The following is a 13,272-nucleotide window of genomic DNA, read 5'->3' as shown; positions in this document are numbered from 1 at the left end:
GCCACCGCCACCGCCACCGCCGCCGCCACCACTGTGGCCACCGCAGCCGCAACCGCCAGCGCCGCCGATGCCGATGCCGACGCCGGTCCCGGTGCCGCCGGGGCCGCCGAATGCACCCAAACCGCCGAGGCCGCCCGCACCGCCGAAGCCGATGCCGCCGCCTCCGCCACGTCCACCGCCACCACCACCGGCGGCGTATGACGCATTGATCGAAATGCCGCAGAGCATCGCTGCCGCTGCCGCCCCTACCAGAGTCGCCTTGAACCTGTTCATGGTCCCCTCCCCGCGCACGCGCACACACTCACTTCGGAACACATCGGACCCCGCCAGAAGGTCCAACGTTACGACGAGAGCGCGTCAGCAGAAATCGCGGGCAATAGTGGGCCCGCCCGTGCTTAACAGCACAGGAGTCCCTTGCCAACAGCCTGCGGAGAATCCGGGTTGGCGCTTCGCCATACACGATTCACATACGCGAATTCCGTGCCAGGCGATTCAACCCATTGATTTAAAAGAAATTAATAACTCAATTTACGAGACATCGATACGTCCCCTGCCGAAAACGTATCGTTCGTGAAACGCTTACAACGCAACGCGACGTCATTCGACACCCAACCTGACGGACGATGCCCTCATGAAGCCGGGCTGAAAGACAGATGAGCTGCGCATGACGTGCGTGCGATGCATCAGGCACCAGGGAAGACTCATGCCCGCATGCGTTCGCGGGCCTCGCGCAACAAAGCCTGCGGCGGCTTGCCCAGCGTACGGACGAACGCACGGCGCATACGCTCTTCGTCTCCAAAACCGGTCACGATCGCGACCCGCGCAATCGACGCCTCACCCGCCTCGAGCAACGCCTGCGCGGCTTCGAGACGCAACTTCTCGATCGCCTTCGCCGGTGTCAGTCCGGTCTGCAACGTGAATTCACGACTGAAATGGCGCGCACTCCAGTGCACCTGTGCCGCAAGTTGCTCGACCGATAGCGGCTCTCGCAAATGCTCACGGGCGTAAGCGAGCGCCGCACGGACCCGGTCGGAACTGGGCTCCAGCGTGGACAGCGTTGAGAACTGCGACTGACCGCCGGTGCGTCGGTAATGCACCACCAGCAAGCGAGACGTATCACGGGCGACATCGCTGCCGTAATCGGCCTCGACCAGCGCCAGTGCCAGATCGATACCGGCCGTCATGCCTGCCGACGTCCATATCGGACCGTCGTTGACGTAGATCCGGTCGTCTTCGACGATCACGTCCGGGTGCTGCTGCTGTAAAGCCGTTGCCTGCCCCCAATGCGTCGTGGCGCGCCGCCCGTTCAGCAACCCGGCGTCGGCCAGCACGAACGCCCCCGAGCAGATGCTGCCGATGCGTCGCACTTTCGGCGCGAGCCCCCGCAAAGCCTCGACCAGATCCGGCTCCGTCGGCACGACGTACGTCGCGCCCGCGACCAGTACCGTGTCGTAACGATGCCGCCCGATAGGCTCCGTCGCCACCGCAATCCCGGCAGAGTCCCGCACCAGTCCGCCTTCGACCGAGACGGTCTGCACTTCGTACAGCGGTTCCTCGCGTTCGAAGTTCGCCATCTCGAATGCCGACATCGAGGCCAGCGACATCATCTGAAAGTCGGGATAGACCACCAACGCAATTCGTTTCGTCATAGCGCAAAAGGCCATCAGGGCCATGAACGGAAGGTTCCGAACAGCACAAGGGAAAGCCATGCGGCAACACCAACGACGCGTCGCATGACCGATGCGTCGATTGTAGTCGGCGGGATGTGAGGGCGTCGGACACGCTTGTCCTAAAAAGTGGTTTTCCTGTCATTTGAGACTTTGAGGTTACGGACGACACTCAACGTCATAGACCTCACCACAGGAACACGAAGCACCATGAACGCATCCACCCAAACCCAACGCGGCGTCGCACTGATTACCGGCGCATCCTCTGGCATCGGCGCAATTTACGCCGACCGCCTCGCCCGTCGCGGCCACGACCTCATTCTGGTCGCCCGCAACACGGCGCGCCTGCTCGAAGCCGCGCAGCGCCTTCACGTCGAGACCGGTCGTCGGGTCGATATCCTGAGCGCGGATCTCTCCACCCGTGAAGGTCAGGCACTCGTCGAAGCGCGCCTGCGCGAAGACACGCGCATCGACACGCTCGTGAACAACGCCGGCTTCGGCGCGGTCGCACCGCTGCTGCAAGCGGACGTCGATCACCTGACCGACATGATCGAAGTCAACGTGACCGCGCTCACGCGCCTGACCTACGCCGCCGTCCCGGGCTTCGTGGCACGCGGGCGCGGCACCGTCATCAACATCGCGTCGGTCGTCGCCATCGCACCGGAACTGCTCAACGACGTGTACGGCGGCTCGAAGGCGTTCGTACTCGCGTTCTCGCAATCGCTGCAACATCAGCTCGCCGATACGGGCGTGCGTGTGCAAGCCGTGTTGCCGGGCGCAACGATCACGGAGTTCTGGGAAGTGGCGGGCAAGTCGCATCACGAATTGCCGCAGGAATGGTTGATGACATCAGACGATCTCGTGGATGCTGCGCTGGCCGGACTCGATCAGGGCGAAGCCGTCACCATCCCGCCGTTGCAGGATGGCGACGAGTGGAGCGCGTACGACGCGCTGCGTCGCAAGATGTCGCAAGGACTGAGCAACACCTCGCCGGGCAAGCGTTACGGCCTGAAGGCTGTAGCCAACGCGGCCTGACGTGAACGTTGTGCATGCGAGCCCTACGAAAGAAGGGCACGCATGCACGCGCGATCAATAGCGGTAATCGAGTTCGCGTGCCAGCGTGGCGCACCGTTGCTCGCGCGGCAAAGCGCTTGTCGACGGCAGGTTGCGACGGCGCTCGAACGCATCGAGCCATTCGTCGCTGCCCAGATCGGGGCCATGCCCCTGCGCGTCGCCCACCGCGGTGTAATGCTTCTCCAGATAGGAGAACCACTCGGGCGTGCAAGGCCGACGCGAAGGATTGTTCAGTGCGGACGGCAGCGGATCGCGTGCGATGGGGCCCGGCGCGGCCACCGGTAGCGTTGCGGGTGAGGTTGCCGATGCGGTCGCGGGCAAGGTGACAGGCGTCGGCGAACTGGCCTGCATGGCGCATCCGCCCAGGGTGACGAGCGCGGCCGCAAACGCGAGACTAGCAACAGGACGGGACAGCAGTTTCATGAGCAACCTCCGAAGCGATTCATGACGTTCATTACGATGACGCGTCAGTCTACGCACCGGTCACCACGCCGCCTCGCCCTGTCCCAAAGCATGCCGATAAGCCTGCTCCAACGTGTGCGTCAGTTCGCGTCGATCAACTCGGCAGACGACTCCCGCAGGCACGCCGCGAACAGTTGCGATGCGGGGGTCGTGGTGTCTTCCCGCCAATAAAGAATCGCATCGCCCAGCGGCCCCAACGGCGGCAGCGGCAGCACGCGCATGGTCCCGCGCTGGGCATAGCGTCGCGCGAGCGAGAGCGGCAGGATCGAGACGAACCCGCCGCCGCGCAGCAGCGACAGATTCAACGCGAGCGAACTCGACTCGATGGCCGGACGCTGCAACGTCACCCCATGCTCGGCGAGAATCTCGGCCATCGTGGTGAAGGCGGGCGAGCCACGCATCGGCGTGATCCATCGCACGTCCTGCAAATCGCGCCATGAGACGGCCGCCTCCGCAGCGCCGAGCGGGTGCTGGGTGCCGACGACGAACACGAACGGCTCGTGGTGCAGCGACTCGTTGCGCATCACCGCCAGATGGCCGGTCACCCGATTGCGCCCGAGCGCCAGATCGAGATTGCCCTCGTCCATCATCTTGAGCAGACGGTCCAGCGTGGCCTCCACAAACGAGAACGAGGCATTCGGCGCACGGCGCGTGAACAACTCGACCGCGTGCGCGATCAGGGGCTGAGGAATCGTCACCACCGCACCAAAGCGCACATGCCCAGCTGTCCCTGCGGTCAACGCGCTCACGTCGCGGCGCGCCAGTTCGATCTGCCGCAGGATTTCGCGTCCGCGCTCCACGAGCACGCGTCCGATGCCGGTCAGCTCCACCGCATTGCCCACCCGCCGCACCACCGGCGCGCCGAGCGCCTCTTCGATTTCCCCGATCTGCTTGGAGATGGCGGGCTGCGTGACGTGAAACGCCGCCGCCACGCGCGTGACCTGACGCAGTTCGCCCAGCGTCACCAGCATGCGCAGATGACCGAGCTTCAGGCCACTGCGGAAGAAGCGCTCTATCGAGTTATCGGTCGTTGTCATGGCGAATGCGGAAAGCTCGGGGGAAACACGTCAAGTCGAGATCATAACCAAATGGTAATGCCGCGTGCGCAAAGTGTGATTTGCCGCCACGGCGACCGACCCCTTACCCTTCGTACGAGCAGCATGGCCGCACAGGGATATTCGATGCACCGGAGCGACGATCCATCGCACATCGCCGAATCTCCTTCGCATAACCGAATGATCTACGGATGCGCGTCAGGTTGCCCAATAACTCGACGTGCCACACGGCACGCACCACGGAGACAACACCCATGAGCTCGTCCCCCTCGTCCTACCCGGGCGGTGCACAGCCGCATGCCGGCACCGGCGCTGCCCCTGCGGCGGCCAGTCCTGCGCAGCGCGATGCGCTGTACCGCAAGCTGACCTGGCACATCATCCCGTTCCTCTTTCTCGCGTTCATCGTCGCGTACATCGACCGCGTGAACGTGAGCTTCGCCAAGCTGGAGATGCTCTCCGACCTGTCGCTGTCCGAGACCGTGTACGGCGCAGGTGCGGGCGTGTTCTTCCTCGGCTACTTCATCTTCGAGGTGCCGAGCAACCTGATCCTGCATCGCGTGGGCGCGCGCATGTGGATCGCGCGCATCATGGTCACATGGTCGATCATTTCCTGCCTGACGATGTTCACGCAGGGGCCGATGTCCTTCTACGCGCTGCGCTTCCTGCTCGGCGTGGCCGAGGCGGGCTTCTTCCCGGGCATCGTGCTCTATCTCGCCACGTGGTTCCCGTCGAACAAGCGCTCGCAGATCATTGCGCTGTTCATGGTCGCCATTCCCGTCTCGGGGGCCATCGGCGGTCCGCTTTCGGGCTGGATCATGCAGCACTTCGGCGGCATGCACGGTTACGCGGGCTGGCAATGGTTGTTCCTGATCGAAGGCATTGCGTCGCTGCTCGTCGGCATCGCGGCGTTCTTCGTGCTTCAGGACCGGATCGAAACGGTGAAGTGGCTGAACGCGGACGAGAAACGTCTGCTGGCGCAAGACCTCGCCGCCGACGACAGTACGCGCGCGCATCACAGCGTGCGTCAGGTGTTCGGTAGCGGCCGCGTGTGGCTGCTCGGTCTGCTGTACTTCTGCATCGCGATGGGCAACTACGGACTCGTGTTCTGGCTGCCCACGATGATTCGCGCAGCAGGCGTCGCCAACCTCGGCAACATCGGTCTGCTCTCGGCCGTGCCGTCGCTGGTGAGCGCCGTCGCGATGATTCTGGTCGCGCGTCATGCCGACCGGCACAACGAACGTCGCATGCATGTGGCCGTGTGTTGCCTGCTGGGCGCAGCGGGCATGGTCGCCTCGGTGCTGCTCGCGCAACATCTCTGGTGGTCGATGGCGGCACTGATCGTCGCGGCGATCGGCATCAACTCGATTGCGCCGGTCTTCTGGGGCATTCCGACCGCGATGATGGGCGGCGCGGGTGCCGCCGCCGCCATCGCGCTAATCAATTCGACCGGCAACCTCGCGGGCTTCGTCAGCCCGTACGTCATCGGCTTTCTCAAAGACAGTACCGGGCAGTTGTTGCCGGGCATGATCGTGCTGGCGTGTGCGCTGGTCGGCGGGGCATGCATCGTGATGTCGCTCAAGCCCCAACGGAGTCATGCATGAGTTTTCCCGTCTGTCTCGTAACCGGTGCCGCCACGGGCATCGGTGCGGCCACCGCCCTGCGCTTTGCGCAGGACGGCTGGGCCGTGGCCATCAACAACTTCGACGACAGCACGCGGGCGGCTGCCGAAGCGGTCGCGGCGCAATGCCGCGACGCCGGTGCGCAAACGCTTGTCGTCGATGCCGATGTGGGTGACGACGCCGCCTGCCGCCGCTTGGCGGATGCCGTCGGCGCGAAATGGGGGCGGCTCGACGCCCTCGTCAACAGCGCCGGCACCACGCGCGTGATCCCGCACAGCGATCTCGAAGCCATCGACGCCGTCGAGTTCGAGCGCATCTATCGCGTGAACCTCATCGGCATGTTCCAGATGACGCGCGCCGCCGCGCCATTGCTGCGTGAGCGTCCGGCGTCTGCGGCATCGACGATGTCAGCATCGGTCATCAACATCTCGTCGCTGGCGTCGCTCAACGGCACGGGGTCGTCGATTGCTTACGCGGCCTCGAAGGGCGCGGTCAACGCGCTCACGCTCTCGCTCGCCCGCAACCTCGCGCCGCACGTGCGCGTGAACGCCATCGCGCCGGGCATGGTCGACGACGGCCTGCTGCGTCGCGTGCTCGGCGACGAGGCGTACGGTCGCGTCGTCGACGGCATGCGCGAGAACTCGCCGCTCAAGCGTGTCTCGCAACCGGCTGAAGTTGCCGAGCTGGCGTGGTTCCTTGCCGCCCGCGCACCCGCGATGACGGGTCAGGTGCTCGCCATTGAAAACGGGTTGCTGCTCAACACGTAATTACGTAATCGACCTCGGGTCGACGCGAGCGCACCCGCCACAAAAGCATAAGGAAGTCCCCATGACAGATCTGCACAAACACCGCTCCCGCACGGTCACCGAAGGCATTACGCGCACGCCGCATCGCGCCTTCCTGCGCGCCACCGGCCTCGACGACGCGGCCATCGACAAACCGTTCGTCGCCATCGTCGACACGTTCGGCGAGAACACGCCCTGCTCCATGTCGCTGAATCAGATTTCGGACAACGTGCGTCTGGGCGTGGCCGCCGGTGGCGGCGTACCGATTCGCGGCTCGGCCATCTCGGTGTCCGACGGCACGTCGATGAACCATTCGGGCATGCGCTTCTCCCTGGTCTCGCGCGAGACGATTGCCGACAGCGTGGAGCTGTTCGTGCGTGCGCATTGCTACGACGCGCTCGTCGGCGTGGCGGGCTGCGACAAGACGCTGCCCGGCATTCTGATGGGCATGGTGCGCGTGAACGTGCCCGGCGTGTTCCTCTTCGGCGGCGCGATGCTGCCCGGCGTGGCACCCGACGGCACGCAGGCCACGATCCTCACAGCCATCGAAGCGGTCGGCACGGCCCAACGCGGCGATATGTCTGCCGAGACGCTGCGCGGCATCGAAAAGCGTTGCACGCCCACGGCAGGCTCATGCCCCGGTCAGTTCACCGCCAACACGATGGCGATGGTCGCGGAAGTACTCGGCTTGGCACCGCTCGGCTCTGCGATGGTGCCGGCCGTCTACAGCGAACGGATCGCGATTGCGCGTCGCGCTGGCGAAAACGTGATGCGTGCGCTGCGCAACGGCGGACCGCTGCCGCGCGACCTCGTCACGCGCAAGAGTCTGGAGAACGCCTGCGCAGCCGTGGCGGCCACCGGCGGCTCGACCAACGCCATGCTGCACATTCCCGCCATTGCCCATGAGGCCGGAATCGAATTCACGCTCGACGATGTTTCCGAAGTCCTCGCCCGCACGCCGCTCATCGGCGACATGCAGCCCGGCGGACGCTATCTCGCGGTCGATCTGCATCACGTCGGCGGCGTGCCTGCGGTGCTCAACGCGTTGCTCGCAGGCGGTCACATCCACGGCGACACGCTCACGCAGACGGGCGAGACGCTGGCCGACGCGTTGCGCGCCTTCCCTGGCCCCGACGGACGCGTAGTCAAACCGCACACCGAACCGCTCTCGCCGAACGCCGGACTGGTCGTGCTGCGCGGCAACCTCGCGCCGGACGGCGCGGCGCTCAAAACCGCAGGCCTCAAGCACCTCACGTTCACCGGCACCGCCCGCGTGTTCGAGACGGAAGAGGATTGCATGGCCGTGGTGTCCGCGCAGACATATCGTGAGGGCGACGTGCTCGTGATTCGCAACGAAGGCCCCAAGGGCGGACCGGGCATGCGCGAGATGCTGAGCGTGACGGCAGCGATCTACGGGCAAGGCATGGGCGAGAAGGTCGCGCTGCTCACCGATGGCCGCTTCTCGGGCGCAACACGCGGCATGTGCATCGGTTACGTCGGCCCCGAAGCGGCGGCGGGCGGACCGATTCGCCTACTTCGAGACGGCGATACCATCCACATCGACGCAATCAAGGGTAAGCTCGACGTCGAACTCTCCGACGAAGCACTCGCCGCGCGGGCCGCCGAGGCCAAACCGTTCGTGCGCGGCCGTCTGGGCGGCGTACTGGAAAAGTACGAAGCGCTCGTACGGCCCGCCAAGCTGGGCGCGGTGACCCATTCGGGGGCTGTGGAATGGCCCTACGAAGCGTCTATCGGGGAGACGCCAACCCACGAGGACCCGAATTGATGACTACCCCACGCGTAGGCTTTTGCGGCATCGGCCGCATGGGCGAACCCATGACGCAACGGCTGCTCGCTGCCGGCCACGACGTCGCCGTCTGGAACCGTTCTGCGGCCAAGCTCGGCGCATTGACCGACGCCGGCGCCATCGCCTGCGTCACCCCGCAGGCGCTCGGCGAATGCGTCGACATCGCCCTGCTCTGTCTGGGCGATGGCAAGGCCGTCGAAGAGGTGGTATTCGGTGAGCACGGGCTCGTGCACGCCGCAACGCCCCCGCGCTATCTCGTCGATCACTCGACGCTCTCGCCCGCGCTCACCCGCAATCTGGCGAAGCGCTGGCATGAGGCCACCGGCAGCGTCTGGATCGACGCCCCGGTCTCCGGCGGCACAGGCGGCGCGCAGGCCGGGACGCTGGCCATCATGGCAGGCGGCCCTGCCGACGCCATCGACGCCGTGACGCCGGTGCTGCGCGCGTTCTCGTCGCGCGTCACCCGTATGGGCGACATCGGTGCAGGTCAGACGACCAAGCTCGCCAATCAGGCCATCGTCGCCACCACGCTCGCAGGCCTGGCCGAAGCTTTCGTGCTGGCCAAGCGCAGCGGCATCGATACGGCGGCGGTGCCGTCGGCGTTGCAAGGCGGCTGGGCCGATTCCGTCCTCATGCAAACGCTCTGGCCGCGCATGGTCACGCCGCCCGATTTCGCCACCGGCACGGTGCGCGTGATTCTGAAGGATCTCGATGCGATTGCCGAACTCGCGCACGCGAGCGCGACCGTGCAGCGGGTGCTGCCGGAAGTGCGTCGTTTGCTCAAGGACGCCGCAGAGCGCGGCATGGCGGATTGGGACCTATCGCAGGTGTTCCGCATCGGCGAAGCAGAGAGCAAAGCGGAGAGCGCGCCGAACGCCTGACGTCCGCCTCGCGTCTCCATGAAAAAAGCCATGCCCTGTCGAAGGGCATGGCTTTTTGTCTTTCGGGGACGTCTGCTGCGAGTGAGGCGCTTACTTGACCTTCACCGCCGAGAAGTCCTGACGGCCGAACGGGCTGACCTGATAGCCCGACACGTCACTGCGCGTGATCACGGCTGCGATCGGATGCGCCAGCGGAATCCACAGCGCGTCGTCCTTGATCGTCTTCTGCGCCGCCTGATACTTGGCGGTACGCGCGGCGATGTCGTGCGTGCGCTTGCCGTCGCTGATCAGCTTGTCGAGATTGGCGTCGCAAAAGCGGGCGAAGTTCGTACCCGAGGTGACAGCCGCGCAGCTGAATTGGGGCGTGAGGAAGTTATCCGGATCGCCGTTGTCACCCGACCAGCCCATGAACAGCAGGTCGTGCTCACCCGCCTTGCCGCGACGAATCAGCTCGCCCCACTCCACCGTCTTGATCTGCGCCTTCACGCCGATCTTCGCCAGGTCGCTTTGCAGCATCTCGGCGCCCACGCGCGGGTTCGGATTGAGCAGACTGCCTGCCGGACGCGTCCAGATCGTCGTCTCGAAACCTTGCGGGAAACCGGCGTCCGCCAGCAGCTTCTTCGCACGATCGATGTTGTGCGGATAGTCCGCCACATTCTTCGCATAGCTCCACGTGTTCGGCGGATACACGTTCACCGCCGGCGTGGCCGTGCCTTCGAACACTTGCTTCACGTAGCTCGGCTTGTCGAATGCGAGGTTCAGCGCTTGACGCACGCGCACGTCGTTCAGCGGCTTGTGCTGCGTGTTGATGGCGACGAAGGCCGTCATGAAGGCGGGCGTCTCGACGACCTTGAGCGCCTTGTCGGCACGCGCGGCCTGCACGTCGAGCGGCTTGGGCGACAGCGCGATCTGGCACTCGCCGACCTTGACCTTCTGCGCACGCACGGCGGGGTCCGGCACGATCGTGTAGATCAGACGCTCGGACGCCGGTGCGCCGCCGAAGTACGACTTGTTGGCGTCGTACCGCACCACGCTGTCCTTCTGATAGCTGCGGAAGACAAACGGGCCGGTGCCGATCGGACGCGCGTTGAGGTCATCCGTCTTGTTCGCCGCAACGAGCTTGTCGGCGTACTCGGCCGAATAGATCGACGCGAAGCCCATCGACAGCATCGAAAGGAACACAGCGTCCGGCTCGGAGAGTGTGAAGCGCACCGTGTTGTCGTCGACCTTCTGGACCGACTTGATCAGTTTGCCCAGCGACAGCGACTGCGCATGCGGGAAGCCCGACGGCGTGAGCTTGTGCCACGGCGCGTTGTCGTTGAGCATGCGATCGAAGGTGAAGACGACGTCGTCAGCGTTGAACGCGCGCGTCGGCTTGAAGAGATCGTTGCTGTGGAAGCTGACGTTCGGGCGCAGCGTGAATGTGTACGTGAGGCCGTCCGGCGTCACTTCCCATTTGGTCGCGAGACTCGGCACGACCTTGGCTTGCGCGGCATCGAACTCGACCAGACGGTTGAACACCGGGTCGGCCGATGCGTTGGTCGTGGTGAGCGAGTTGTAGCGCACGACGTCGAACCCTTCCGGGCTGGCTTCGGTGCAGACGGTGAGCGGTTTGGCGTTCGCTGCCAACGGAATCAGCGGCAAAGCAAGCGCGGTGAGTGTGGCGGCGAGAGTGTGACGGGATGCAAGCGAGCGACGACGCATGAGCTTCTTCTCCAGGAAGTCGATGACGGGCAGGACGGATGGCAAAACAACGGGCCAGAATAGCGCAAATTCAGGACCCCTGCCTTTGCATCGCAGCATATGCATAGATGTGCGGCTGCAAATACCCAAAGGGAGCGCAAAAAAGGGAAAGTCAGTTCTGCCAACCGAACGCACGCATCCGATGCACGATGCTGTCACGCGCGGCCACCACCGTCAGTCGCGAACTGACGGACATGTCGTAGAGATAGCGCGTTTGCCCGGCGTACGGGACGCTGACATAAGGGTGCGCGAGCAGCGGCACATCGCCTCCCGACGTTAGCGCTTCGCCCTCGCCCGCCAACCTTGCGAGACACAAGCGGTGCGCGGCATCGCGCGCGACGGCGAAGGGATCGAGTGCACTCGGCGGCGGGCTCGTGGGTGCGATCAACGGCGCATTGTCATCGGTGCCGACCGGCGTCGGCGCGTGCGCGGCCAACGCGACCGGCCCCTGCCCCATGGCGACGAAGAGCCACAGTCCGGCGTGCGCCATGTCGATCCAAACCTTGCCGTGCGGGCCGTCGCACTCCAGCGACGACACGCCCGGCGTTGCCGTCGGCACCGGTGCCTGCGCGGGTGTGCATCGGAACCAGCGTCCGAAGATCCAGCGCAGCGCAATACGCTCCGACAGGAACCGATGACGCATTTGTGTGCGCGGCAACCGGCGAGCCAGCGAATGCTCAGCGGCCGAGAGCCAGGTCGTGCCGTCGTCCGGGCCACCGGCTGCCGCCCCCGTCGCCCCGAAGGGCCGACCGGCGAGCAGAAAGCGCCACAGCCAAAGTTCGTCGCTGCCGCATTGGAGGGAAGGCGAAACAGCGGTGCGTTGCCCGCCGTCGCCCTGCTTTGCTGCTTCGATGTCGCTACTCGCCAGTGCGCGATTCTGCGCGCCACCCGTGAGCTTGCGGTCGCCCTGTCCGAACTGCCCGAGCGGCACGTAAGTCATGGAAGGTGTGGGAATCGATGCCACGCGCGGCGTCAGATCGACCGTTCGTTTCAACATCAACAATGACGACCTCCACAGACGTGACTGCCGACGACTTGCACCGCTAGAGGCGGCGTCATCGGCAATCGCTTATTTGGTAATGAGAATCATTATCAAATAGTAACACAAAGGTCTACGCGAAAGGAGTGACAAATGCACGGGAATTCGCTTGTTTAAAAGGGAGAACGCCCAGACGCAGCCAGCCGCGAAGGCGGCAGCCGCACAAACGCATCGGATTGGGAAATATCGGAGGCTGACCGGGTGACCCCGGTCGCTTCAGGCCCCGGCGGGCAGCGGCGGCCGGTAGCCTAGGGCGTGACTCGCGGCCAGCGCCTCACGACGCACCGCTTCGCCGATGGGGCTGTCCATGCGGGCGTCGAAACCGCCGGTCGCCCCGAGCGCGGTGATGACACCGACGAGGCGGCCGTCGTAATTGAAGACGGGGGCGGCAATCGCGCTGATACCTGTGAGGTTCGTGTCGCGCACGCTCGCCCCTTGCGCGGCGCGCACCGAGGCGCGCAGCGCGCCGATAGGGTCGGAGGCGTCGAGTTGCGTCCGGTGTTCCGGTGTAGCGTGCGCCAGTTCGCTCTCGGCCATGGCCTGCACTTGCGGGTCGTCGAGCAGGCCGAGGAAGACGCGACCGGCGGCGGACCAGAGGACCGACATGACCGAGCCGATCCGTACGTTGATCGTCACCGGCAGGCCCGGCTCTTCGAAACGCACGATGGTCGGTCCCTTGTTGCCCATCACGGCGATGAAGCAGGTCACGTCGAAGGCTTCGCGCAGACGCACCAGGGCCGGTTCTGCGGCCCGCACCGGGTCCGCCTGACGCATGGCAGCGACACCGAGCAGCATCGCTTCGAGGCCGAGGTAGTAGTGCTGCGAGTCGGCGTCCTGCGCGACGAGCCCTTCTTCCACGAGACTCATCAAATAGCGGTGAACCTTGGCGGGACTTTGCTGCACGTGCAGCGCCAGTGCGGTCAGGCTCGCCCGGCCGCCCAGACGGGCCAGCCCCTTGAGCACCACCATGCCGGTCTCGGCCGACTGCACGCGCTGGCGGCGGCCGCGCTCGCGGGGCGCATCGAGCGCGTCGCTGGTCGAGACGGCGGCGTCGGCTGCCTCGCGGGAAAGCGCAGCCGCGTTTCGCGGGCGGCCTGCTGTGGGTCGTTTGCTTGTCGTCATCGGCGAGATTTTAAGATG

Annotated in this window: 12 protein-coding genes; 5 read left to right on the top strand and 7 right to left on the bottom strand. The window is 65.3% G+C overall.

Translation table 11 applies throughout. The annotated features are described in order from the left end of the window. Window positions 1-273, bottom strand: a 273-nt coding sequence (locus PAQ31011_RS24410) for a hypothetical protein (RefSeq protein ID WP_217424894.1), incomplete at its 3' end; no start/stop codon positions are given. A gap of 428 nt (window positions 274-701) precedes the next feature. Beyond that, a complete protein-coding gene (locus PAQ31011_RS24405; protein ID WP_150578249.1) occupies window positions 702-1,649 on the bottom strand; it encodes a GlxA family transcriptional regulator in 948 nt (315 codons plus the stop codon). 228 nt (window positions 1,650-1,877) lie between these two features. On the opposite strand from PAQ31011_RS24405, the gene PAQ31011_RS24400 reads away from it, so the two are divergent. Beyond that, window positions 1,878-2,702: an SDR family NAD(P)-dependent oxidoreductase gene (locus PAQ31011_RS24400; RefSeq protein ID WP_150578248.1), complete on the top strand. Its 825-nt coding sequence runs from the start codon at window positions 1,878-1,880 to the stop codon at window positions 2,700-2,702. A 54-nt stretch (window positions 2,703-2,756) separates the two neighbouring features. Here the strand turns inward: PAQ31011_RS24400 and PAQ31011_RS24395 are convergent, their stop codons facing one another. Continuing rightward, the gene (locus tag PAQ31011_RS24395; protein ID WP_150578247.1) at window positions 2,757-3,164 is read right to left on the bottom strand and encodes a hypothetical protein; all 408 of its coding nucleotides are present in this window, start codon (window positions 3,162-3,164) and stop codon (window positions 2,757-2,759) included. A 119-nt stretch (window positions 3,165-3,283) separates the two neighbouring features. Beyond that, the gene (locus tag PAQ31011_RS24390; RefSeq protein ID WP_150578246.1) at window positions 3,284-4,240 is read right to left on the bottom strand and encodes a LysR family transcriptional regulator; all 957 of its coding nucleotides are present in this window, start codon (window positions 4,238-4,240) and stop codon (window positions 3,284-3,286) included. Between the two features lie 272 nt (window positions 4,241-4,512). On the opposite strand from PAQ31011_RS24390, the gene PAQ31011_RS24385 reads away from it, so the two are divergent. The 4 genes from PAQ31011_RS24385 (at window position 4,513) to PAQ31011_RS24370 (ending at window position 9,350) form a co-directional block, all read left to right on the top strand. Continuing rightward, window positions 4,513-5,859, top strand: coding sequence for an MFS transporter (locus PAQ31011_RS24385; protein ID WP_150578245.1), 1,347 nt, complete (start codon window positions 4,513-4,515; stop codon window positions 5,857-5,859). Then, on the top strand, window positions 5,856-6,644 hold the full coding sequence (locus tag PAQ31011_RS24380) for an SDR family NAD(P)-dependent oxidoreductase (RefSeq protein WP_150578244.1): 789 nt from the start codon (window positions 5,856-5,858) through the stop codon (window positions 6,642-6,644). Before PAQ31011_RS24385 ends, PAQ31011_RS24380 begins: the two co-directional genes overlap by 4 nt. A gap of 61 nt (window positions 6,645-6,705) precedes the next feature. Beyond that, window positions 6,706-8,448 (top strand): dihydroxy-acid dehydratase, encoded by a 1,743-nt coding sequence (ilvD, locus tag PAQ31011_RS24375; RefSeq protein WP_150578243.1) that lies wholly within the window; start codon window positions 6,706-6,708, stop codon window positions 8,446-8,448. Next, entirely contained in the window at window positions 8,448-9,350 is a 903-nt protein-coding gene (locus PAQ31011_RS24370; protein ID WP_150578242.1) for an NAD(P)-dependent oxidoreductase, read from the top strand. Before ilvD ends, PAQ31011_RS24370 begins: the two co-directional genes overlap by 1 nt. Before the next feature lie 90 nt (window positions 9,351-9,440). Here the strand turns inward: PAQ31011_RS24370 and PAQ31011_RS24365 are convergent, their stop codons facing one another. The 3 genes from PAQ31011_RS24365 to PAQ31011_RS24355 form a co-directional block, all read right to left on the bottom strand. Beyond that, on the bottom strand, window positions 9,441-11,054 hold the full coding sequence (locus tag PAQ31011_RS24365; protein ID WP_150578262.1) for an ABC transporter substrate-binding protein: 1,614 nt from the start codon (window positions 11,052-11,054) through the stop codon (window positions 9,441-9,443). Window positions 11,055-11,205: 151 nt separating this feature from the next. Beyond that, a complete protein-coding gene (locus tag PAQ31011_RS24360) occupies window positions 11,206-12,090 on the bottom strand; it encodes a 4'-phosphopantetheinyl transferase family protein (protein WP_150578241.1) in 885 nt (294 codons plus the stop codon). Window positions 12,091-12,348: 258 nt separating this feature from the next. After that, complete coding sequence (locus PAQ31011_RS24355) at window positions 12,349-13,254, bottom strand: IclR family transcriptional regulator (RefSeq protein ID WP_246179768.1); 906 nt, start codon at window positions 13,252-13,254, stop codon at window positions 12,349-12,351. Window positions 13,255-13,272: the final 18 nt, after the last annotated feature.

The organism is Pandoraea aquatica, assembly GCF_902459565.1.
Lineage (GTDB): Bacteria > Pseudomonadota > Gammaproteobacteria > Burkholderiales > Burkholderiaceae > Pandoraea > Pandoraea aquatica.
This window is presented reverse-complemented; position numbering and strand designations above follow the sequence as displayed.